Source organism: Thiocapsa sp. C2-2m, from assembly GCF_041903745.1.
In the GTDB taxonomy this organism is placed as follows: Bacteria; Pseudomonadota; Gammaproteobacteria; order Chromatiales; family Chromatiaceae; genus Thiocapsa; species Thiocapsa roseilacustris.
Map to the genome: position 1 here is coordinate 1 of NZ_JBBWVD010000037.1, position 22,253 is coordinate 22,253.

A 22,253-nucleotide genomic window follows, 5' to 3' on the forward strand; every position below is an offset into this window, starting at 1 on the left:
GCAGCAGCATGTTGGTGACGCAGAGCATGTGCGGGAGCTGCTTCTTCTCCACGGCGCGGAGCCCCGAACGGAGGTCCTGCTCGTCCTCCGGGCGCTTCACGTAGTGCTCGCGCATGTGCCGGATGGCGCAGGTGAGGAAGCCGCCGGTGCCGCACGCCGGGTCGAACAGGATCTCGCCGGGCTTGGGGTCGATGCGCTCGGCCATGAAGGCGGTGATGGCGCGCGGGGTGTAGTACTCGCCCGCGTTGCCGGCCGATTGCAGGTCGTTGAGCAGTTGCTCGTAGATGTCGCCGAAGTGTTTGCGCTCGGCCAGGTCGTTGAAGTCGACGCCGCTGATCTTGTTGATGACCTGGCGCAGAAGCTGGCCGGACTTCATGTAGTTGTAGGCGTCCTCGAAGACGCCGCGCACCACGCGGGCGCGATTGGCGTTGGCGCCAATGGCCGGAAGCTCCTTCAGAGAGGGAAAGAGGTCTGCGTTGATGAAGCCGAGCAGTTCCTCGCCGGTCATGCCCTCCGGGTCGGCCGCCCAAGTGCGCCATTGCAGGCGCTCGGGGATGGGCGAGCGGTAGCCGTCGCGCATCACCTCCAGCTCTTGATCCTGGTCGTCGATGATCTTAAGGAAGAACATCCAGCAGAGCTGGGAGAGGCGCTGGGCGTCGCCGTCGACGCCGACATCCTGGCGCATGATGTCCTGGATGGATTTGACGGTGGTTCTCGCGGACATGGACTAGGCGGTTTCCTGGTAGAGGGCGGCTTGCATCGCGTGAACGGCCTGCTCGAAGCCGGCCTTGTTGCCGAACTGTTTGACGAGCTGGAGTGGTGTGCCCATCGCGTTGAAAGGCGGGATCTCCAGCACACGAACGTTGTCCAGTCCGGCCACCATGCCTTCGTCCTGGTACTTGGTCAGCAGGGCCTCCAAGACGGCGCGGGCCTGGGGGCCGTATTTGGTGAACACGTCGCCCTTAACGACCTTGCCGGCGCGCTCGCGGCGGGTGAGCGGAGGCTGGTCGAAGGCGATGTGACAGATCAGGTCGAAGGGGTCGAGGTCCTTGCCGAGTTCTTCCATCAAGGGGTCGAGCAGGAGCCCCTCTTCGGCCAGCTCCGCGATGATGGCCTCCTTGCGCTCGGCGGAGCGCCAGCGGCGCAGGAACTGGTCGAGGCTGGCGTAGCGAATCCGGATCGCACGGCGGGAGTAATCGCGTAGGCTCTCGGTGACGAGCTTACCGTCTTCGTCGAGGTATTCCACGCGCTCGGTCAGCACGGTCACCGGTCGCCCCTTGATGTAGTACTTGGCTCGCGGCTCGGCAACGCCGGGCGGGAGGGTGATGTCCGGCGGTTGCGGGTTGTCGACGACCGTCTCGTCCTCGCCGGGTTCGGGCGGGATCGCGTCGTCCCCTTCATCGACGGGTGACACGTCCTCCGGGGGGACTGGAGGGTCATCCTCGCCCGGCTCGTAGATCTGCACCGGCTCGCCATCGAAGTCCGGATCCGCGAAGTGGTTGGTCGCCTTGCGGAAGTCGACCAGGATGAAGTAGTACTTCTTGGTGTCCTCATGCACCCGCGTGCCGCGTCCCACGATCTGCTTGAACTCGGTCATGGAGCCGACCTCGCGGTCCAGCACGATGAGGCGGCAGGTCTGGGCATCGACCCCGGTGGAGAGCAGGCGCGAGGTCGTGACGAGCACCGGGTACTTGGACTCGGGATCGATGAAGTTGCCGAGCTGCGCCTGGCCCTCCGGGTCATTGCCGGTGATGCGCATGACGTAGCGGGCGTTCTGCTTGGCGAGGTCTTGGTTCTCGTTGATCAGGGCCTGACGCATGCGGGCGGCGTGCTCGGTGTCCACGCAGAAGACGATGGTCTTCTGAAAGCGGTCGCCGCTCTGCTTGAGGTAGTCCGAGACCCACTTGGCGACGCGCAGGGTGCGCTCGTCGATAACCAGCACCCGGTCGAAGTCCTTCTGGTTGTAGTGGCGGTCTTCGATGTCCTCGTCGTTCAGGTCGGTCTCGCCGGGCGTCGGCCGATAGCCCTCTACATCCACATCCAGATGGACCTTGATGACCTTGTAGGGGGCGAGGAAGCCATCGCGGATACCCTGCTTGAGGGAGTAGCTGAAAACGGGCTTGCCGAAGTAGTGGATGTTGGAGACGTACTCCGTCTCCTTGGGGGTGGCGGTGAGGCCGATCTGCGTTGCGGCCGAGAAGTATTCGAGGATCTCGCGCCAAGCGGAGTCCTCGGCGGCGCTGCCCCGGTGACACTCGTCGACGATGATCAGATCGAAGAAGCCGGGGGAGAATTCGCGAAAGAGCTTCTGACGTTCCTCGGGGCCGGTGATGGCCTGATACAGGCCCAGATAGATCTCGTAGGCGGTGTCGATGCGGCGGCGCTTATCCAGCGCGGTGGTCAGATTGGTGCTGGTGCCGTCGGCGCGCTCGATGGTCTTGGCGTTGGTGCTGAGCTTTGCCATGGCCGCACCGAAGGGGCGGAAGTCGTTGACCATGGTCTGGTCGATGAGCACGTTGCGATCGGCCAGGAACAGGATGCGTTTCTTCTGCCCGGACTTCCACAGCCGCCAGATGATCTGGAAAGCGGTATAGGTCTTGCCCGTCCCGGTGGCCATCACCAGCAGGATGCGGTTAAGCCCCTTGGTGATGGCCTCCACCGCGGCGTTGATGGCGTTGCGCTGGTAGTAACGGGGCTCCTTCCCGCTGCCGTCGTCGTGGTAGGGTTGCAGGACAACGGCCTCTTGGGCCGGAGCGAGGCCCTTCCAGGCGCGGTACAGCTCCCAAAGGGCGTCGGGGCTGGGGAAGTCGTCCAAGCCGAGCGTGGTTTCGAGCTGGGCGCTCTGGCCCGTTCGGTCGTGGAAGACGAAGGCGTCGCCATTGCTGGCGAAGACGAAGGGCACGTCCAGGATCAGCGCGTAGTCGAGCGCTTGCTGAAGTCCGTCCGCAACGGCGTGGGTATTGTCCTTGACCTCGATGACCGCGATGGGGATGCCGCAGAAGTAGAGGATGAAGTCGGCGCGTTTGGCCTTGCCGCGGGTGACCAGTTTGCCGCGGACGATGATGCGGCCCTTGGTGAAGTAGACCTGGCGGCGGATTTGTGTGGTCTCGTCCCAGCCGGCCCTGATGATCGCAGGCGTGATGTACTTGACGCAGATGTCGTCTTCGCTCAGGGACTTCTTGTTCATGGCGTCTTCGTCCGGAGGCCGCGAGCGCAGAGCGCCGCATCAAGGGGTCCTTAGTCCGTGGACACCATACTTCGGTTGATGGCCCGAAACAATCCAGCGGTGTACATCTACGCCCGCCTCGCCCAATCCAGGCCCACGCCCCTGTCACGCGCGAAAAGAGGCCCGCGAAAAGGCGACGCGAAAAGGGGCCAGGCTCAATTTCTACCGCAGACGTGTAGCCTTAGGCGTATTCCGGAAACCCTTATGCCAAAGGTGTAGGTTGTGCCGAGCCGTGCGAGGCACAACCAACCGTCGGCGCAAGTTGTGCTTCCTATCGTCAGCACAACCTACGTGTATGGGATTTTGCGGAAATCGCCTCAACGGGCCTCATCACGGCGATGCCGGCCTCAGGACATCTCCCCCAATGCCTGCGCGACTGCCCGTTGAAATACCGCCTCATCGGCCGCGATGCCCGTCCAGGCGGAAAAGATCTGCATCGCCAGTTGAACCAGCATGTCGACGCCATCGACGATCGGGCAGCCCTTGTCCTTAGCTGTCTGCAGGAAAGGGGTGATGCGCGGATTGGTGATCACATCGACCAGGGTGGTGGCTGGGGTGATCTGGTCCCAATGGAGCGGGATGGATTCCAGCTCGGGCGCACAGCCCAGATGCGTGGCGTTCATGAGGATCTGGGTGCCGGCAGGGATCTCCGCTTCGCCGACCCAGGGTCGCCACACGGCAGGCACGCCCGAGGCCCGGGTGACGGTTGCGGCGACCTCCTCGCCTTGTGCCTGGCGCCGGGTAATGAGGGTCAGGTGGGACGCTCCAGCCCACGCGAGTTCCACGGCCATGGCCCGCCCGGCACCGCCGGCGCCGAGCATGGCTACTCGCTTGCCTGCGATCGCCGTGACCTTTTCGATGGCCTTGACGACACCCTTGCCGTCGTTGTTGTGGCCGATCAGACGGCCCGCATCAATGGTCATGTAATTGGCGGCGCCGATCGCTTGCACATCCGCATCGACCTCGTCGAGAAATGGGATGGACGCCACCTTGTAGGGCACGGTGATGCAGGCCCCTGCGAAGCCCAGCGCACGGACCCCGGCAATGGCCGCCGGCAACAGGTCTTCCGTGGGGAGGTCGCATTTCCAGAATTGCCAATGAAGGCCATGGTGGGCGAAGACGGCGTCAAACATACGGTCGATGGGGTTCTCGGCGACCGGATGGCCAAGCATGGTGGTCAGTTGCTTTTGCGGGGGCAGCGAGAGGATGGACACGGGCGATCTCCAGGAGCGGATCAGGGGAGAGGTGTGTCTGAGCCGGGTGGATTGAACACCGGTCAGGTGCCTGCAGCTCAACCGGTGGCATGCACAGGACGGGCTTTGATCTGCCCGGCCGGGCGATGCTCCCGCTTGAGGCATCGCTCCGGGGTCGGCAGCATCACCGCATCCACACGCCAGGGTCTTGGCTTGCACTCTAGTATAGGCAGGAGTGCGGTGATCCGTTCCTTGGTGGAAGACTCAAGTTGAGCCGGTGGATGAGGCGCGGCGGACATCATCGCAAATCGCCAACCTTGCGCGCGCCTCATCTTCACACTCCACCGTCGTTCACCAGTGCGCCAAGCTCCAGTTCCACGCCGTCGAGCAACGATGGGCTGATCCGATACGGCGGGCCGAGCTGGTAGGAACTTCGGTAGGCGCCGTTCTCGGGGGCTCGGTGGACCCGGATGGCGCGCGCCGGGATGTCGATGAGCCAGACCTCGGGAATGCCGTAGCGGGCGTACAGCGGCAGTTTCCGCGTGCGGTCGTAGCGGACGCTGCTGTCGGCGACCTCGATGACCAGAAGCACATCTTCGGCCTGCGGATGTTCCGAGCTGTAGAAGTCGTCTCGCGGCTTGAGGATCGCGATGTCGGGCTGAGGTGCGCTGAGATCACCGAGGAGGATCGGGTTTTGGGTGGAGACGACGGCCCGCCGGCCGATGGCCTCGATGAGCAGCAGGGTCAGCCGCGTGGTGCGACCGGCGTGAGGCGGTGCGATCGGCGGCATGTCGATCATCTCTCCTTCGATCAGCTCGATCCTGGCCTCCGGGTCCAGCACGCCGGCCTCGCCCATGCGGAAGAACTCCTGCGTGGTGACGCGATGCGGACGCGGGGGTGGCAAGGCGTTGGCGTGCATGACGGCTTCGCTTTGGGCTCGTTGACCGGCGATGGGCTCGAGGTTAGCCGGTCGGCGGGAGGGAGACAAGGACAGCCCGCGCAGGTTGGTGTGAGCAAGAGCGAGCCCCGGCATTTGCTGAGCCCGTGGGCCGCTGCTGGGGTCCGCTGCTGCTGCCGTGGTCTTTCCTATTGCCTGAATCTCGCACAAGACGTCGTCAAACGGAACCCGATCCCTTGCTTGTCAGGCAGAGTATGTTTAGACTTTGTATAAACATTGACTGGAGCCGAGCCATGACCTCAATCGTTCTCGACATCAAACACTGGGGCAACAACCTCGGTGTGCGCTTGCCCGCGGCCATCGCCCGGGCTGCCCATCTGCACGCTGACCAGCGTGTCAACATCACCGTGGAAGGCGAACGGGTCATCATCACGCCGATCCGCGACGAGCAACTGACTCTGGAACAACGCCTGGCCTGTTTCGATCCCGAACGCCACGGCGGCGAAGCCATGCCCGCCGAGAAGGCCCTCGGTGCCGAACAATGGTGAAAGCCGTCAAGGCTTGGGCGCCGAATCGCCAGGACGTCATCTGGATCGACTGTAATCCCCAGCGCGGGCAGGAAATGCGGGATGTTCATCCTTTTCTGGTGCTCTCGCCCAAGGTCTTCAACGAACGGACCTCGCTGGTCATCGGCCTGCCCATGACCACCGCCGCCTATAACGCCGACAACCCCTTTGCCGTAGCGGTCGGCGCAGCCGGGGGGCGCAAGGCCGGGCAAACCAGTTACGTTCTCTGCCACCAGCCCAAATCCTTCGACTGGCGTCTGCGCAGCGGCGCACCACATCCGATGAAACGCATCCCCGATGCCCGCTTTGCCGAGGTGCTGGAAGTTCTCAACCAGATCGTGCAACTGGCCTGAATACCACCAGCGCCCCGCCGGACACAGAGACGGGCGAGGCAGGCGGCAATGGGACGCCTCGGCCGAATTCGCTTCGGAGCCGATGGCGTCGTCGTTACAGCGTTTCCGGGTCTAAATGGCCCGCGTTTTCCCGATGTAATCCCCACTTTGACCCAGGCGAGTCGCGGCGACCGTGGTCTAGTGCGAGCGCTTTTGACGGTATTGTTTTGTGTCCTGACTCGGGCTAGGCTCCGATCGAGATCGACAGGCACGGTCTGATCGTGTCCCCCGATCCCATGCGGGAGCCCGCCGAGCGGCTGCGTTCGGGAACCGACCGCGCACAGCGGTCGACGACTCGCACCTACTGAGACACCCGATCACGCCACGCGAGAGTTTGCCCCTCCTCGCCGCGGCCGCGGCGCTATCCTTCAGCACTGCCGTCTCAAGCGGTCCGACCTTCATCAATATCCTCACGGGCGGGACCAGCGGGGTCTATTACCCGATCGGGGTCGCCCTGTCCCAGATCTACGGCAACGGGATCGAGGGATCCAAGTCCACGGTGCAAGCGACCAAGGCGTGGGTGGAGAACCTGAACCTGCTGCAGGCCGGGCGCGGCGAGTTGGCCTTGGCCTTGGGGGATTCGGTCTCGGATGCCTGGAACGGTGTCGATGACGCCGGTTTGAAGAAGCCGTTGGACCAGCTGCGCGCTATCGGCGGGGCGCATTCAAACTACATCCAGATCGTCGCCGGCGCTGATTCCGGTATCCGGTCCTTGGACGACCTCAAGGGCAAGCGCATCTCGGTGGGGGCGCCCAAATCGGGGACCGAGCTCAACGCGCGCGCCATCTTCAAGGCCGCCGGACTGACGCACGAGGACATGGGCAAGGTGGAATATCTGCCTTACGCGGCGTCCGTGGAGCTGATGAAGAATCGCCAGTTGGATGCGACCCTCCAATCCTCAGGGCTGGGCATGCTGGCCTTCCGGGACCTGGCTTACACCATGTCGGTGCGTTTCATCCCGGTGCCCGCGGACGTGGTCGCCGCGATCGGAAGCCCCGCCAATCGGCCCGGCGTCATCCCCGCCAACACCCAAAACATCAGTCGCTCGTGACACCCGCTCTGCGGTGTCAGGCATGCCCCGTGGCGCTCTGCGCCAAGTGCCACGATGGCCGGAATTACGCGAGCAAGGCCCGTGAGTGCGGCCCACTCCGCGGGCAAGGGAATCAAGAGACCCGAGCATGCTCGTGGCAAACACGATCGCCCACAGCCGCGCGGTGCATTCCAGGTTCGCCCGCGTCGGTTCCAGCAACTGACCAAGGTATAAATCCATCTTACCGAGATTTCTTGCCGGGAAGTCAAACGCGTCGCAGATGGCCGCGACCCGTTCTGCGGCGAGGTCACCCGCCGCGACTACACCTCGGAGGTTTACAGGATCTCGATCATCGTCTAGCTTCGGAGCCCATGCATCTCGTGCGGTCATTAAAGCGTTCGACAAGAATAAAGAAGAGGCGTACTGATATGGCAAAAAAGATGTGGGTTTTGGATCCGCAGTCCGGGGGGCAAAAAATCCCGGATGCAACCAAGAAATTGATTTCCAGGCGAATCTTGGATCATGCAGCGGAAAATTACGCGGGAAAGTACAACAGGATCGAAGTTCGGTTCCGGGGCCAGTTTTGTTACATTGACGCCTACACGGAGCCCTATGTTGCGGCGGATTACGATCCGACTCTTTTTGGGGAATCCCGAGAAGCCTACATTGAGCGGCTACGTCATATGCCAACACATTTATGTCGCCTACGTTACTTCGATGATGAAAACCAGTGGTCAATGGCTTTCTATACCTACAGTCATGAAGAATACGAGCCTTGCGTCTTCAACAACGGAAGTTGGTATGGAACGCCGGAAGAAGCATTCGACACCTCCGCGGTTTATTTGACTGAATAAGGTAACCTCTCGGCTCTGCCGGGAGCTCACTGCGTTTTGACCGGTCCCGCCGTCGGCGTAGATTTTTGGAGAGCCGCCATTGAGCCGAATTTACATTCCAACGTCAAGCGCGGAGCAATGGGCGCAATTTCTTGCCGAGCCGGTCAAGCATTGGCGTCGGGGATATTCCGCCCGCACCTTAGCCTATTCGTGGCAGGAGGCTGATGGCTTCCCGGCGGAGGTGGGATCTGTTCTGGCGTCTGTTTTCCCCTCGCCAGAGCTTCTGCTTGCCTTGCCCGAGCATAAGGTTCCGCTGCCCGGCGGTTCTCGCGCATCGCAGAACGACATCTGGGTTCTCGCCCGCTCCGAAAACCAGCTCATTTCAATTGCCGTCGAGGGCAAAGTTTCCGAGCCGTTCGGCCCCACGGTGCAGGAGTGGAAAACAGGTTCAAGCGCTGGCAAAGCCAAGCGTCTTGAATACATTCTGTCGCTCATCGGCCTCTCCTCTGTTCCGGACACCACGCGTTACCAACTCCTGCATCGCACTGCATCAGCCATTATCGAAGCTCACCGCTTCAACGCAGCTCATGCGGTCATGCTGGTTCATTCGTTCAGCCAGACCAGCGAGTGGTTCGGAGACTATGCGGCATTTGCTTCTCTGATGGGAGGCGACGCAGCAGATGGCAGGATGGTGTCGGTGGGATTGCGTTCCCGCGTCTCGCTTTATCTGGCGTGGGTTCGCGGCGATGCCTACTACCTTTCCCGATAGCTCGCCCGTGGGGGCTATCACTACCATGTACTGCCACGATCCGTACTCGGCAAACCTTGATTTCGTGACTTCGGCCATAGCGTCACGTGGCGCAGAGCGCCATCGGGATGCGTGACACCGCGGAGCGGTGTCACGAGTTCTGGCTGGACATTCACCCCTTGCGCTAATTAAGGCGATTTCCGCAAAATTCCATACCCGTAGGTTGTGCTGACGATAGGAAGCACAACTTGCGCCGACGTTTGGTTGTGCCGCGCACGGCTCGGCACAACCTACGCCATTGGTATGAAGGTTTCCGGAATTCGCCTAAAAACGTTCGACTTGAGAAAAAAGCAGGCGTTCTTCATGAACTCTTCCGGTAGGGTGGACGAGCGAGAGCGAAGTCCACTGAACCCTGCGCCAACGCTGGTGGACTGCGCTGCGCTTGTTCACCCTACGGCGCTTGTCGACCCTACAGATCCGATCAGCGACGTGGCCGGGTTTATGCGTGAGGCATCATCGGCACAAGCCGGCGCGGCTCGGGCATTGTGTCATGACAAGGACCGGACGCGCCCCTGACATCAGAACCTGACCTGCACCCGCCAACTCAGGATGGTCGAGCCCTCGGCGGGGACCGCAAGCGACCAGGAGGCGAGGTTCGATGCCTCTTTGGTGTGCGGTTGACTCTCCTTCTGCATGGTCCAGTCGCCCGGGATCTGCTCCGTGACCTTGACGGTGACGGGGGCCTCTTTGGCGTTTTTGAGCTCCAGCTCGAACGCGGTCTCGTAGGCGTAATCGTAGGCGCTGGTGCCGGCGAGCTTCTTGAACTCGATCTGGCGGCGCCGTGCGGACACGTCGAAGCTCTCGCCGAGCTTGAGCGTGACGGTCTCGTTCTTCGGGGTATGGTCGAGGGCGTCTTCGCCGACGAATTGAGCGTTGCCTCGGCTGTCCTTGGCGTAGACGCGCATGATGCCTTTCGGAAGCGGGATGCCGAGGTTGCCGTCTTTGTTTTCGAAGCGCAGTGTCGCGGCGACCGGCAGCTTGGTCCAGCCGTCCGAGGTGCGGGACTGGTAAGTATAGGGTTGACCGCTGACGACCAGCTCGCGCGTGACCGAAACCTGCGGTGCGCTCAACAGCGCGACCTGCTTGGTCTGGTTGTTCAGGATGTCGGTGGGGCGGGGCAGGGTGTAGAGATGGTACTCGTCCAGACTCTCCTCGACCGGCATCGGGGGCGCTGCGTCCATGACCATGCCGCGTGCCATCATCGGCATGGGCATCTCCTCCTCGACCTGATTGACCTCGCCTGCCACCAACTGCACTTGGGCGCCGCGATAGGCGATGCCGCTCTGGTTGGTCAGGGTGACCCATCCGTTGATGTCCATCTGCGCGCCGTCGGCGGAGAGATCGGCCACATAGTCCGCCTTCCAGGCGAGTCCACCGGTGAGATAGGACAGCTCGAAGAGACCTTCGCCACCGGTCGCGGCATTCAGATGCAGAACGAGTGTAGGCTGATCACGCAGATCCGCCGGCACGTCCGGGAAGGCGAGATGGCCGACCACCGTGGTCTCGATCCGATCGGCATAGCGCAGGACGGGCGCCGGATTCGCGGCGAGGACGATGGCGTCCTCGATCTCCTGCTGGCCGGCATCGTTGGTGCGGATCACCTGCACGGTCCGCCCGACATACTTTTGCAGCAGGCTCTCGGGCGTGAGCAGATCGAAGTCGAAGTTCTGCTCCAGCAGGCCGACCGAAAGTGTCCCCGAGGTCTCGGTGAGCAGGGCGGTCTCGGGTCGGATGCGTTGGGAGACGTTGCGCCATGCGAGACGGTTCTCGGCCGCGTTCAAGGTGACGCGTCGGCGGTCCTTCACCAGGGCGAGATCCGAGTTGTAGATGGTGACCGCGAGCGCCTCTTGGGCGTTGTTGTCGATGCGTTGTTCCTGATCCATGGCGGCTCCGATTGTGGCGAACATCATGAGACTCGTCGCGATGCCGGCGAGTAGGGGTGCGGTCGAGGGTGAACGATGGGGTCCGAAAAGAGATGGTGTTGTAGGCATGGTGTGCTCGTCGTGATCGGTGCTCGGCAGAAGTTGCTGGCTAAGATCGCTTGGCTGCAGCGCGAATTGTCCTGTGGACATAGGCCATCTTGTCGATGGCCGGCTGCGGCAGGACGAATGGGTAAAGGTCTTGCTGGCCCATGCTGCGATTCAGACTGTTGATCGCGTACGTGAGGGGCAGCCAGTGCTCGATCATCGGCTGAAAATCCTTCAGATCGTAGGGGTCGAAGTCGGGATCCGAGACCGCACGGCTTCCGTCCGGAAGCGGCCATTCGACCTCGATGCCGAAATGCCCCGCGGTTTCCAGAGTGTCGACGATGTGCATGTAGTGCGCCCAGGTCTCTGCCCAGTCTTCCCAAGGGTGGGCGCTGGCGTAAGGCGTGATGAACCGATCCTGCCAGTCAGCGGGTGGACCGGCGTCGTAATAGCGTTGCAGGGTCTCGCCGTAATCGGTCTGCTCGTTCCCGAACAGCGCGCGAAAGTCCTCCAGCCGCCCGCCGTCGAGGACCAGGGTGTCCCAGTAATAGTGGCCGATCTCATGGCGGAAGTGGCCGATCAGGGTGCGGTACTGCTCGTCCATATCCAGCCGCGCCCGCTCGCGCAGCGACGGGTCGGCCTCGTTGATATTGATGGTGATAAGCCCCGAGGCGTGGCCGGTCATGACCGGTTGATCGGGCGGCGCGTCTTCGCTGCTGAGGAAATCGAAGGCGAGACCCTGCTCGGGATTTTGTTGCCGTGTTTCGACCGTGAGTCCGAGCCGCAGCAGTCCGTAGGCCAAGCGCCGCTTGCCGCGCTCGATGCGCGCCCATTTTTCGAGGTTGCCAGGTCGCCCGAGGTTGGGCACGGTGCGATTAGGGGCGCAGGCGATACAGAACCGGACTGGACTATCCGCCGGCACCATCCAATTGCAGACGTCGTGCTCGGCGTAGTTGAGGCACTTTCGATAATGCCGCTTTGCGCCAGGACCGGGTTTGGATGCGGGAGCGAGTGCGCCGAACAGACGAGCGAAGAAGCCGGGAGGTCGGGCTCCGGTCGAAGGGGATGGGAGCGCCGCCGTCCAGATACCGTCTCCCGCAGCGACCAATGCCGAGAGCCGCATCTGATCGGGGAGGAAGCCCAAGGCGGCACCGCAACGTGTGCATCGGGTGTTTTCGAAGAAGACCGGCTGACCGCAAGACTGACAGACGAATGTCTTCATGATGGCGGTAGTTCCAGAGCTTTAATACGATGATACCGCGAGGTCCGTGGCCGGAGACCCGGACAGGGATCTCACCGCCGTCAGCCGAATCAGCGGCGGAAGGGCCTCGCTCATTCGGTCCAGCCGGCCTTGATCGTCACTCCAGCCATCGTGGCACTCGGAGCGGGTGTCATGAGCCCCGGAATGCCTTGGGTGGCCGGTCTTAATGAGCGATGCCGGTCCGGAAAAAGCGCCTTCGGCGCGGTTTCCGGGAGCGTCGCGCTCAGCCCGACCCCCGTTGGCCGTCGGGGCGGCGGAAGAGGACGACTACACGTCGTCGATCCCGGGGGTGTTGCCGCTTCGCGACGTCGCCGGCGCCGCTTCCGGCCGGTCGGATGAACAAGGCCGACGAAGGCGATCTCTCGGGCTACTTGAAGCGCGAGAAGGCGTCCATGAATGCCTTGCTCGTGGCTTCCCAAGCGGTTTCCATGCCCTTGCGCATGTCTTCCCACGCCGCTTCGCTCGCGTCGGTCATCTTGCTCAGCATCTCGCGGGCATCTTCCTGTTGTTGCCTCAGCCGCTCCATCTGCTCCTCGTAGTGCAGCTTGATTTCGGCCTGTGCACTCTCGGATTTGGCCTGCAATTTTTCCATGTCCGCGTCCCATTCGTCCATCTTGGCCTTCATCGTTTCGATGTAAACTTTGCGGTCGATCATTGTCGTTTCCTCCATCGAGATCTAATCAGGGCATGCACGGATTGCGCGTCGGAGTATTCCGCGTCGCCGTGCCGAAAGCAACCGCGTCCGACGAGGCCGTTCGGCGGATCAATCCGGCCGAGAACGATGCCCGTAGATGCGCGACAGCCTGTCAGGGTGGACGCCGAGTGTGTAGGCCAGTCGTAACGACCACATGAGTAGGATCGTGCGCACGACACCCTTGCTCTCCCAGCGCCGCCCCGAGGTGACGACGCGATCACGTACACATAGCGGTTGGCCGTGGCGCTTGAGTCGACGCGAGAGTGTGATGTCCTCCATCAAGGCGATCTTGGGATAACCGCCGACGCGCTCGAACAGGGCTCGGTCCACGAAGATCGCCTGATCTCCCGTGGCGATTCCGGTAAGGCGCGAGCGTTGGCTCATGCTCCAGGCGATGAGCGGGAGGAGCGGATGTCGGCCCTCGATCCGCACGTCGAAGCGGCCCCAGGACCGCCCGCTGCGCGCGAGCAGGTCGGGAAGTCGGAGCAGTGTCTCGATCGGCGCCCGCGTGTCGGCGTGCAGAAAGACAAGGAGATCGCCACGGGCCGCCGCTGCGCCTGCGTTCATCTGGGCGGCACGGCCGCGCGGCGCGCTCAGAACGCGGTCCGCATAGGGTACGGCAATACCGGCCGTGCCGTCCGGACTGTCCCCGTCGACGACCAGGATCTCACCGCCGGCCGTGCGGACGGGTGCAGTCTCATTCAGGAGCGCGACGATGCCCCGTGCCTCGTTGAGGGTCGGGATAATGACGGAGATGAGCGGAGGTTTACGCACCATTCGGGAAACGCCTCGTTCGTTTCGCTCGGCTGTGTCGGCGAAGGGTTCGTGCTAGGCTTCGAGTCGGGTCCGACACCTTTGCCAATGCCAATGACGCTATAGGGAATACGATGCCCGACGCCCTCAGAATACCGATCCTCGTCACCGGCGGTGCAGGCTACATCGGCAGCCATGCCTGCAAGCTTCTGCACCAAGCCGGCTATTGCCCCATCGTCTACGACAATCTGGTTTATGGCCATCGCTGGGCGGTGCGTTGGGGGCCTCTCGAGGAGGGCGACATCCAGGATCGCGCGCGACTGGATGCGGTGCTCGAGAGCCATCGACCCGCCGCGGTGATGCACTTCGCCGCATTTTGTTACGTCGGCGAATCCGTCAAGGACCCCGGCAAGTACTACCGCAACAATGTCGCCGGGACCCTGACGCTGCTCGAAGCGATGCGCGATCACGGCGTCGCCCCGCTCGTGTTCTCGAGTACCTGCGCCACCTATGGTGTCCCGCGCAGCGAGCGAATCGACGAAGACCACCCGCAGAACCCGATCAACCCCTATGGCGCATCCAAGCTCATGGTCGAGCGCATGCTCGCGGACTTCTCTACGGCCCACGGTCTGCGTGCGATCGCGCTGCGTTATTTCAACGCCGCCGGTGCGGATCCGGACTCCGAGATCGGCGAGGACCATGATCCGGAGACCCACCTGATCCCGCTCGCGATCGCGGCCGCCGCCGGAACCGGATCCGGACTCACCGTTTACGGTACCGACTACGACACGCCGGACGGGACCTGCATTCGCGACTACATCCACGTCGCCGATCTCGCCCAAGCACATCTTCGGGCCCTCGACGCATTGCTCGGCGGGGCGCCGAGTCGGGTCTACAACCTGGGCAACGGACAGGGCTTCTCGGTGCGCGAGGTCATCGCGGCCACCGAGCGGATCACGGGTCTGACCGTACCCGTCGAATTCGGCGCGCGCCGCGCCGGCGATCCGCCGCGCCTCGTCGGGGATGCGAGCCGCATCCGCGGCGAGCTCGGTTGGGTGCCAGCGTATGCGAGCCTCGACGCCATCATCCGCACTGCGTGGGATTGGCACCGCGGGCCGGCCTTGGAGCGAAAGGGCGTGAACTAAACCGCGCCAGGCGCGGTATGCGTTGTTTTTGGATGGGATCGGCCCCGGCAGACTTAACGACCGTTCGAGGCAGCGCGGTCTAAAGTGGCGTAGGTTGTGCCGAGCCGTGCGAGGCACAACCAAACGCCGGCGCAAGTTGTGCCTCCTATCGTCAGTACAACCTACGGGTATGGCAATTCCCGGAAACCACCTAACCCCGGTGTCGCCGACATCGCAGCGGATCGTCGACCGGGGGCACGAGGCGCAAGAGCGGATGTCCGTCCTGCGCCTCCCAGACTACTCTGCATCAATGCTCATGCCCGACATAGAGCCGGGTGAGCGCCTCGCGATAATCGGCCAGAATCTTGGCCCGCTTGAGCTTCATCGTGGGGGTCATGCGGTCGTTCTCGATGGACCAGGGGCAGGCCGCCAAGGCCACGCGGCGGATCTTGGCATGACCGGGGAAGCCGGTGAGCCGGCTCTCGATCCTCTTGTGCAGGATGGGCTCGAGTCGGCCGTCGGCATCGGCGACCATGGGGTCGGCCGGTAGCCCTTCGGCCTTCGCCACCTCTGTGAAGACATCCGGGTTCAGCACCACGAGCGCGCTCAGGAAGGGGCGTCCCTCGCCGATGACGAGGACCTGCTCGAAGAGCGGGTCGCCGGTGATGGCCATCTCGATATCCGCGGGCGGGACCTTCTCGCCGTTGGCGAGCACCAGGATGTCCTTGATGCGGCCGGTGATGAAGAGGTGGCCGTCTTGGACGCGCACTTGGTCGCCGGTCTTGAGCCAACCCTCGGCGTCGAGCACCTGGGCGGTTGCCCGCGGCTGTTTCCAGTAGCCGGACATGACGCCTGGCGAGCGCACGATCAGCTCGTCCAGATCGCCGACCCGATACTCGAGTCCGGGCAGCGGCCGGCCGACGCTCTCCGGGATGTTGTCTTCGAGCGGACTGACGCTGATGACGGGACTGGTCTCGGTGAGTCCGTAGCCCTGCACGAGCGGGACGCCGAGCGCGATGAAGACCCTTGCGATGTCCGGTGCCAGGGGTGCGCCGCCGCAGACCGCAACCCGCAGTCGTCCGCCGAAGCGCGCGCGGATCTTCACGCCGACCAGGTGATCGAGCAGCGGGGCCGCCAAGAGGCCCGGGTGCCAGCTCGCCCGGCCTTGGCTGTGCTCGAAGCGATTCCAGCCGATGTTCACCGCCTTCTCGAACAGCCGGCGCTTGAGCGCGGATTCGCCGTCGAGCCGTTCGCGCAGCTTCGCATCGACGCGCTCGAAGATGCGCGGGACCGCGATCATGACGGTCGGTCGGATCTGCAGCAGATCCTCGGCCAATTGCGGGATCGACCGCGCAAAGGCGACGCTGCAGCCGGCCATGATCGGCAGGACGCAGCCACCGGTTCGCTCGAGCGTATGCGAGAGCGGCAGGAAGGAGAGGAAGCGATCATCGGGTCGTGCGGGAATGAGCTTGAGCGACGCCTCGGCGTTCCAGAGGATGTTGCGGTGGCTGAGCATCACGCCTTTCGGGTGTCCGGTCGTGCCGGAGGTGTAGACAATGGTCGCCAAGGCATCGGGGTTGTCGACCCGATCGATGGGCCGATGATCGGTCGGGGTCAGCGCCTCGCCGAGCCAATCGCCGACTGCCCGCGTGCCTTCGGGCAGTGCCGCATCGGCCGGTTCGAGCACCAGCCGGCGCTTGAGCTCGGCGAGCGTTGGATCGATGGCGGACAACTTGGCACGTTGCTCGGCAGTCTCGAGCAGCAGGAGTCGCACACCGGCGTCGTCCAGGATGTGCCGGACCGCCTCCGCCCGGTCGTCGGGATAGAGCGGCACCGTGACCAGGCCCAGGCCGAGCGCGGCCAGGTCGAAGGCGACCCATTCGCGCCGATTGCGCATCATGATGGCCACACGCTCGCCGGGGGAGAGACCTTCGCGCGTCAGGGCCGCCTGCCAATGAGCGACCGCCCGGGCGGTGTCGCGCCAAGTGGTTTCGATCCAGGTCTGCGCGCGGTCGTCGTACTGAAGGTAGGCGACCGCATCCGGGGTGCGCGCGACACGTTCGAGCAAGAGGCCGCAGAGGCTGCCTGCATCCTTGGCCGAGATGAGATCGAGCCGGCGTTTCGAGACGCCTGTCGTTGCGGTTTTATCGAACAGCAACATGTCAGTGTCCTCCTCGATAGAGCCCGGCCGGGGTCAACTGCCAGCCACGCTCCGGTCTGAAGTGGCGGCCATGGTCGCGTTGGAGCGCATCGAGGCGCTCGCGCATGCGCTCCCAGCCGCCTTGGGTGATCTCGTGAAGCGGGCCGCCGCGGTGCGGGGCGAAGCCGGTGCCGAAGACGACGCCGGCGTCGAGCAGATCCGGATCCTCATCGGACAGGGCCTTGAGGCGTTCCTGGAGATGGAAGAGGCGCCGCAGGTTCGTCGAGGTCTCGCCGAGCAGCAGCTCGGGTACGCGTCGGGCCTCGCCGTCGAGCAGACCCTCTGCGTTCTCGCCGTTGGCGCGCCAGTGCTCGATCAGGGCGAAGGGGGCAGGGTAGTGCTCCTGTCTTACCTTGGCCGCCGTTCGGAGGGTCATCCGGCGCGCGATCCATCCGTGCACCGGAGGGAGATTGGGCCGACGCGGCAAAAAGTACGCCCGGCTTGGTGAGGGTGCGGCGCGAATCAGATCACGAGCGCCTGTCTCCAACTGGCGTTGCGGGTGGACTCGATCGACCAGACCCATCCGTTGGACTTGGCGGGCCGAGTAGGTTTTGCCGGTCAACATGGCTTGCATGGCGGGGATGGGGCCAAGCGTGCGGATTGCGCGCGAGGTGCCGCCGTAGCCCGGAAAGATCCCGAGTCGCACCTCGGGGAAGCCGAGCTTGGTCGCGGGGTCGTCGCTCGCACTACGGTAGCGACAAGCGAGTGCGAGCTCCAGGCCGCCGCCGAGACAGATGCCGTGAATCAGGGCCAGTGTCGGGATCGGCACGGCCTCGATGCGGGCGAACAGGGCGTGGACTCGGCGGATCTGGCGCTCGGCTTCCGCGAGATCGGTGAGTCGCATGAGCTCGCCGACATCCGCGCCGGCGATGAATCCATTGGGTTTGCGCGAATGGATGATGAGTCCCCTGATCGGATGCGACTGGGATCTCGACGCGATCCCTGTTTCGAGTCCGCTTGCGATCTCCTCCAGGCGCGCCTCCAACGCATCCAGTGCAGCGATCGAGAGCAGGTTGACGGCGTGCGACGGGTCGTCGATGCCGAGCCTGCAGATTCCGTCCGCGGCGTCTTGCTCGATCGTCCAGAGGGTCTTCATGGCACACCTCCTTCCGCTCGAAGCAGCAGGGCGCCGCCCTGACCGCCTCCGATACAAAGACTTGCAACGCCCTGGGTCAGCCCTCGACGCTTCATGACCGGGGCGTGGCTCATGGCGTCGGTGCCGCCCGCGAGGGCCAGATCCGCCCCGCCCGAGGCGATTGACTGCGCGGCGCTATCCAAGGCCTGGAGCACGGATGCGCAGTTGCGCTGGACCGTCCAGGCCGGGGTGCGCTCGCTGCAGCCGAGGCGAAGTGCAGCGATTCGGGTGACGTTCATCTCCTCCGGGCTCGGCACCGCGCATCCTAAGATGACCTCGTCGATCGCCTCCGCCGGGAAGGGCTGGCGCAGCAGGAGCGGACGGCCGGCGCCGACCGCAAGATCCGCCGCCGAAAAGGGTCCGGGGACACCGCGCGTCTTCAGAAAGGGTGTGCGGCGGCCGTCGATCAGATAGACAGGTCGGGTGTTCGCTTGTGTGCGTTTGCTCATCCTGTCCTCCGTTCGGATTAGGCCGCGGCTCTGGATTCAACCTCCAGCGCATCGCTCGGCCCCTCGAAGTGCAGGCCCGTCGGGAAGCTGATGAGCCTTAGGAGGCGCGCGACCCCGCGCCGAGGGAAATTCCGCCAAAGCGCGACCAGCGCCTCCTGGATGCCGATCCGGTGGTCCGCCATGGCCCACTCGACCAGATCACGGTCGGCCTCAGGTCGGCCCTGGTCCTCGTAGTGTTTGAGCGTGCAGGAGGCCATGAACAGCAGGCTCAGAATGTCGCCGAGCCGCGCGGAGAGACGCTCGCGCCGCTTCAGGCTCCTGCCCAAGGTCATCATGGCGCGATCCGCATTGAGTGCGAAGACGCTGCTCAGCCAGTCAAGCCGCTGATAAGGGTCGCGACCGGTACCAAGGTGATGTAGCGCTTCTCGAAATCGATTCGGATCCCGAGCGTGGGGCGGCCCTTGAAGACGCCGTGACAGGCGACCCCGATGTCCGGTGTCGAGGCCGCGTCGCTGCCGGCCTTCGGTCCGATCAGTCCAAAGCAGGGGGTCTCCTCGCCGCTCGCCAGACGCGGGAGCCAGCGGTCGCGCTGAGCCTCTGTGCCGTAGCGCTGCAGCAGCTCGGCCGGACCCAGGCTGTTGGGCACCATCACGGTCACCGCGGCCGTGATGCTGCGACTGGCGAGCTTCATGACGATCTCGGAGTGGGCCAGCGGCGAGAAGCCGAGTCCGCCGTAGCGGGTCGGGATGACGAGTCCGAAGAGACGCTCGCGCCGGATGAAGGACCAGACCTCGGGCGCCAGATCCACATCCTCGTGCGCCCCGCGATGCCCCGAAGCGGACAGGAGGCGAGGAATTGGCCATGTTTTCATGTCCTCGATGGTGGCATAGTGTATCGACATTGAAGATACGGAGGAGGTCAAAATGCATGTCACCGTCAAGAAGTGGGGCAACAGCGCATCGGTGCGCATACCTGCGGCCATCATGGAAGCGGCTCATCTGAAGCTGGATGAAACCGTGGACATCCGCGAAGAGGGTGGCTGCATCGTGATCGAGCCGGTCCGCACCGCGAGATACGACTTGGCCCAATTGCTGGCCGGCATTACGCCTGCGAACCTGCATTCCGAAGTCGATTTTGGTGTACCCGTCGGCAAGGAAGCCCTTTGATGGCCGGGCGCTATGTGCCCGAGGCCGGCGACATCGTGTGGCTGCATTTCAACCCTCAAGCCGGGCATGAGCAGGCCGGTTACCGCCCGGCGCTGGTCGTCAGCCCTTCGTCCTACAACAGCAAGACCGGGCTGATGTTGTGCTGCCCCACGACAACTCAAATCAAGGGCTATCCATTCGATGTCATGATCGCGGCTGATCGTCCGAGCGTTGCCTTGGCGGACCAGGTCAAGAGCCTCGATTGGGTGGCTCGCAAGGCGCAACACAAAGGGCGGGTTTCTGCCACCGAGCTGAATGAAGTCAGGGCGAAGATCCTGGCCCTGTTGGGCTCGGAGCTCCAACAATGAATCAGATCGCTTGGACGACGTTGTGCCGGTGCTCCAAGCGCTGCAGCTCGTCGTGATTGCCTGGCGTTCGGCAGTGAAGAGGCGGCGGATACGGGTCCGCGCGCCCACGGCGAAGGCACGTACGACTCTGCTTGGGCGCGATGCGGCGAGATCCTCGTTGCTCAGACGAAGGAACCCATCAAGCGGCCGCTGGCCCTTGTGGTTGCGGCGACGTATTATCGGCAGGTGCGCCGGGGTCATGAGACGTCGTGACACCGACCCACAGGAGACCGGAAAACGCGGTAAACACAACGTCTGGTGTTCATGGAAATCAATCGGAGCGATCTGAGATGAAAGTAAAAGAGACGATCACCATTGCGGCTTCGGCCTTGGCCTTGATCCTGTCGACCGGCGTCGCCGCCGAGAGTGCAAAGGCACTCGAAAAGGCACACGAGAAGGCCGAATCGGACCTGACGCTCGACCCCGCGCACGCGAAGGCGGAAGCTGATCTGAAGACGATGGACGCCAAGGGAGAGAAGAAGCTCGACGCGGCCCATGAGAAAGCCGAAGAGCACCTCAAGGCCATGGACGAGAAGAAGTAGGCAGAGACGACGCCGGACCGGTTTCGGTTCGACGACTCCGTCCGCCGGATCATTCGGCCGGGCGGAGTCCGTCCAAAAGCAGATCAAGTGGCCATCTGCGTAGACCACGTCTGTTGGGCCGCCGATTCAAAGAGCCTCTTCGTTTGGCAAGGCGCATCGGCCACGCGCGCAGCCAGGCAAGCAACCTCGCCGTGTCGGGCTGGTCGCGCGCCAGTGCCTTCTCCACGAAGACCGAGACATCGTCAACCAGCAACAACACCGGGGCCTCGGACAGCCGCTCATGCGCGCGATCGAAGAACGCCTCTCCATCCGCTTTGCTGCCTAGTCTGATCGACATTGCACTGGTGACCCTTTGGTACAGGACGGCGATGTCATAGCGTCAAAAATAAGGCACGTCAATTTTGTCGTGGTTTGATAATCGATTGGAAATCCGGAGACAGCGCTTTTGATTCTCGCGGGATATCCGGCGATTTGGCAGTACCTTCTCCGGCCACAATGGATTTGCTTCTCGGCCGCGCAGAGAATGCACCCATGACGACCGAACGAGACGCGCCATTTCAGAGCTCCGCACGCGCTCGCCGACGCGCGATAAGGGCACTTCTTGTCATCGGTCTCGTCTGGCTGTCGGTGATTCGCGGGGTCGTCGCCGAGGACAGCCGTGCGGATCTGCTGACCCCGGACGAGCGTGCCTGGCTGCACGCGCATCCGCGAATTCTGCTCGGCGTCGGTGCCGAGTGGGCGCCCTGGGTGATTCCGGTCGGGGAGGGGCGCATCGCCGGATTCGCCGTCGATCATCTGCGGTTGCTTGGCGACAAGCTCGGTATCGAGATCGGGCTCGAGGCGGGTCCTTGGCATGAGATGGTTGCCGCGGCCGAGGAACGCCGGCTCGATGGCCTGACGTTGGCTGCGCCGCTGCCCGAGCGCGGCGATCGCTTTCTGTTCACGGAGGACTTCCATACCGTTCACCTCTTTCTTTACCTGCGCGACGGCGACCCTCTGCCGCTGCCGGGGCTCGCTGGGTTGAACGGCCGGCGGGTTGGCTATGTGCAGGAGGTCTTGCGCGAACGCACGCTGCTGGCCGGGGAGTCGTCCATCGAAGCGGTTCCGCTGCCGAGCCAAGCGGAGCTGGCCGAGGCACTGCTCACGGGGGTGGTGGATGCAGCCATCGGCTCGTACGCCTTGGAGTGCTGGCGAGCGAGCAATGGCGTGCTTGGCTTCGGGCCGAAGCGGATGCTGTCCGAGGGCCCCGCGCGGTTGGGGATCTCGATCCGCAAAGACTGGCCGGAGCTCGTCGGCATCCTGAACAAGGGGTTTTCGGCCATCACCGCCGAGGAATCGGCTGTCCTGCATCGACGTTGGTTCGGGCGCGCCGATGTCTTCACGGGCGGTCCGGTGCCGATCGGCTTGAGTGCCGAGGAGAAGAGGTGGATCGCTAACCATCCCGTGCTGCGGGTCGGCATTGATCCGACGTGGGCGCCGATCGAGTTCTTCGACGAGCAGCGCCGACCGCAGGGGATCTCGGTCGCCTATATCAGGCTGGTCGCCGAGCGTCTCGGCCTGCGGCTCGAGTTCGTCGATGCTCGGTCCTGAGCAGCGGCCGTTGCGCAGTTCCACCGACGCCAACTCGACC

Annotated in this window: 24 protein-coding genes; 10 read left to right on the plus strand and 14 right to left on the minus strand. The window is 63.7% G+C overall.

Going from position 1 to position 22,253, the window contains the following annotated elements; all coding sequences use genetic code 11:
* The 4 genes from AADX97_RS23130 to AADX97_RS23145 form a co-directional block, all read right to left on the minus strand.
* A partial coding sequence (locus tag AADX97_RS23130; RefSeq protein WP_374236272.1) for an N-6 DNA methylase occupies nt 1-724 on the minus strand: 724 nt, incomplete at its 3' end.
* Between the two features lie 3 nt (nt 725-727).
* Nucleotides 728-3,187 (minus strand): EcoAI/FtnUII family type I restriction enzme subunit R, encoded by a 2,460-nt coding sequence (gene hsdR, locus AADX97_RS23135; RefSeq protein WP_374236271.1) that lies wholly within the window; start codon nt 3,185-3,187, stop codon nt 728-730.
* A gap of 386 nt (nt 3,188-3,573) precedes the next feature.
* On the minus strand, nt 3,574-4,440 hold the full coding sequence (locus tag AADX97_RS23140; RefSeq protein WP_374236270.1) for a shikimate dehydrogenase: 867 nt from the start codon (nt 4,438-4,440) through the stop codon (nt 3,574-3,576).
* Nucleotides 4,441-4,753: 313 nt separating this feature from the next.
* On the minus strand, nt 4,754-5,338 hold the full coding sequence (locus AADX97_RS23145) for a Uma2 family endonuclease (protein WP_374236269.1): 585 nt from the start codon (nt 5,336-5,338) through the stop codon (nt 4,754-4,756).
* A gap of 272 nt (nt 5,339-5,610) precedes the next feature.
* Here AADX97_RS23145 and AADX97_RS23150 point away from each other — a divergent pair, with 272 nt between their 5' ends.
* The 5 genes from AADX97_RS23150 to AADX97_RS23170 all read left to right on the plus strand — a co-directional run bounded on the left by AADX97_RS23150 (nt 5,611) and on the right by AADX97_RS23170 (nt 8,907).
* Nucleotides 5,611-5,865: an AbrB/MazE/SpoVT family DNA-binding domain-containing protein gene (locus tag AADX97_RS23150; RefSeq protein WP_374236268.1), complete on the plus strand. Its 255-nt coding sequence runs from the start codon at nt 5,611-5,613 to the stop codon at nt 5,863-5,865.
* The gene (locus tag AADX97_RS23155; RefSeq protein WP_374236267.1) at nt 5,859-6,236 is read left to right on the plus strand and encodes a type II toxin-antitoxin system PemK/MazF family toxin; all 378 of its coding nucleotides are present in this window, start codon (nt 5,859-5,861) and stop codon (nt 6,234-6,236) included. The genes AADX97_RS23150 and AADX97_RS23155 overlap by 7 nt, the downstream gene beginning before the upstream one ends.
* Before the next feature lie 373 nt (nt 6,237-6,609).
* Complete coding sequence (locus AADX97_RS23160; RefSeq protein ID WP_374236266.1) at nt 6,610-7,326, plus strand: TAXI family TRAP transporter solute-binding subunit; 717 nt, start codon at nt 6,610-6,612, stop codon at nt 7,324-7,326.
* Between the two features lie 407 nt (nt 7,327-7,733).
* Complete coding sequence (locus AADX97_RS23165; protein ID WP_374236265.1) at nt 7,734-8,159, plus strand: hypothetical protein; 426 nt, start codon at nt 7,734-7,736, stop codon at nt 8,157-8,159.
* 79 nt (nt 8,160-8,238) lie between these two features.
* Complete coding sequence (locus AADX97_RS23170) at nt 8,239-8,907, plus strand: DUF6946 family protein (protein WP_374236264.1); 669 nt, start codon at nt 8,239-8,241, stop codon at nt 8,905-8,907.
* Nucleotides 8,908-9,464: 557 nt separating this feature from the next.
* Here AADX97_RS23170 and AADX97_RS23175 read toward each other — a convergent pair.
* From AADX97_RS23175 to AADX97_RS23190, 4 genes are all read right to left on the minus strand, one after another.
* Complete coding sequence (locus AADX97_RS23175; RefSeq protein ID WP_374239327.1) at nt 9,465-10,853, minus strand: DUF4139 domain-containing protein; 1,389 nt, start codon at nt 10,851-10,853, stop codon at nt 9,465-9,467.
* A 124-nt stretch (nt 10,854-10,977) separates the two neighbouring features.
* On the minus strand, nt 10,978-12,135 hold the full coding sequence (locus tag AADX97_RS23180) for a putative zinc-binding metallopeptidase (RefSeq protein ID WP_374236262.1): 1,158 nt from the start codon (nt 12,133-12,135) through the stop codon (nt 10,978-10,980).
* A 406-nt stretch (nt 12,136-12,541) separates the two neighbouring features.
* Nucleotides 12,542-12,829, minus strand: coding sequence for a hypothetical protein (locus AADX97_RS23185; protein ID WP_374236261.1), 288 nt, complete (start codon nt 12,827-12,829; stop codon nt 12,542-12,544).
* Between the two features lie 108 nt (nt 12,830-12,937).
* On the minus strand, nt 12,938-13,645 hold the full coding sequence (locus tag AADX97_RS23190; protein ID WP_374236260.1) for a TIGR04283 family arsenosugar biosynthesis glycosyltransferase: 708 nt from the start codon (nt 13,643-13,645) through the stop codon (nt 12,938-12,940).
* Between the two features lie 110 nt (nt 13,646-13,755).
* Between AADX97_RS23190 and galE the strand changes: the two genes are divergently transcribed.
* A complete protein-coding gene (galE, locus tag AADX97_RS23195; RefSeq protein WP_374236259.1) occupies nt 13,756-14,766 on the plus strand; it encodes a UDP-glucose 4-epimerase GalE in 1,011 nt (336 codons plus the stop codon).
* A gap of 286 nt (nt 14,767-15,052) precedes the next feature.
* Here galE and AADX97_RS23200 read toward each other — a convergent pair whose 3' ends face one another.
* From AADX97_RS23200 to AADX97_RS23220, 5 genes are read right to left on the minus strand one after another with little or no spacing between them, the layout of a single operon-like run.
* Nucleotides 15,053-16,906 (minus strand): long-chain fatty acid--CoA ligase, encoded by a 1,854-nt coding sequence (locus tag AADX97_RS23200; RefSeq protein WP_374236258.1) that lies wholly within the window; start codon nt 16,904-16,906, stop codon nt 15,053-15,055.
* A 1-nt stretch (nt 16,907) separates the two neighbouring features.
* The gene (locus AADX97_RS23205; RefSeq protein WP_374236257.1) at nt 16,908-18,041 is read right to left on the minus strand and encodes an enoyl-CoA hydratase-related protein; all 1,134 of its coding nucleotides are present in this window, start codon (nt 18,039-18,041) and stop codon (nt 16,908-16,910) included.
* Nucleotides 18,038-18,529, minus strand: coding sequence for a beta-ketoacyl synthase N-terminal-like domain-containing protein (locus AADX97_RS23210; protein ID WP_374236256.1), 492 nt, complete (start codon nt 18,527-18,529; stop codon nt 18,038-18,040). The genes AADX97_RS23205 and AADX97_RS23210 overlap by 4 nt, the downstream gene beginning before the upstream one ends.
* A gap of 17 nt (nt 18,530-18,546) precedes the next feature.
* Nucleotides 18,547-18,864 (minus strand): acyl-CoA dehydrogenase domain-containing protein, encoded by a 318-nt coding sequence (locus tag AADX97_RS23215; protein ID WP_374236255.1) that lies wholly within the window; start codon nt 18,862-18,864, stop codon nt 18,547-18,549.
* A 32-nt stretch (nt 18,865-18,896) separates the two neighbouring features.
* Nucleotides 18,897-19,400, minus strand: coding sequence for an acyl-CoA dehydrogenase family protein (locus AADX97_RS23220; protein ID WP_374236254.1), 504 nt, complete (start codon nt 19,398-19,400; stop codon nt 18,897-18,899).
* A gap of 52 nt (nt 19,401-19,452) precedes the next feature.
* Here AADX97_RS23220 and AADX97_RS23225 point away from each other — a divergent pair, with 52 nt between their 5' ends.
* From AADX97_RS23225 to AADX97_RS23235, 3 genes are all read left to right on the plus strand, one after another.
* On the plus strand, nt 19,453-19,695 hold the full coding sequence (locus AADX97_RS23225) for an AbrB/MazE/SpoVT family DNA-binding domain-containing protein (RefSeq protein WP_374236253.1): 243 nt from the start codon (nt 19,453-19,455) through the stop codon (nt 19,693-19,695).
* A complete protein-coding gene (gene mazF, locus AADX97_RS23230) occupies nt 19,695-20,042 on the plus strand; it encodes an endoribonuclease MazF (RefSeq protein ID WP_374236251.1) in 348 nt (115 codons plus the stop codon). The genes AADX97_RS23225 and mazF overlap by 1 nt, the downstream gene beginning before the upstream one ends.
* A gap of 329 nt (nt 20,043-20,371) precedes the next feature.
* The gene (locus AADX97_RS23235) at nt 20,372-20,623 is read left to right on the plus strand and encodes a hypothetical protein (protein ID WP_374236250.1); all 252 of its coding nucleotides are present in this window, start codon (nt 20,372-20,374) and stop codon (nt 20,621-20,623) included.
* 49 nt (nt 20,624-20,672) lie between these two features.
* Here the strand turns inward: AADX97_RS23235 and AADX97_RS23240 are convergent, their stop codons facing one another.
* On the minus strand, nt 20,673-20,960 hold the full coding sequence (locus AADX97_RS23240) for a hypothetical protein (protein ID WP_374236249.1): 288 nt from the start codon (nt 20,958-20,960) through the stop codon (nt 20,673-20,675).
* Between the two features lie 194 nt (nt 20,961-21,154).
* Between AADX97_RS23240 and AADX97_RS23245 the strand changes: the two genes are divergently transcribed.
* Nucleotides 21,155-22,213 carry a transporter substrate-binding domain-containing protein gene (locus AADX97_RS23245; protein ID WP_374236248.1) on the plus strand — a complete coding sequence of 353 codons (1,059 nt, stop codon included), beginning with the start codon at nt 21,155-21,157 and terminating at the stop codon, nt 22,211-22,213.
* Nucleotides 22,214-22,253 lie beyond the last annotated feature (40 nt).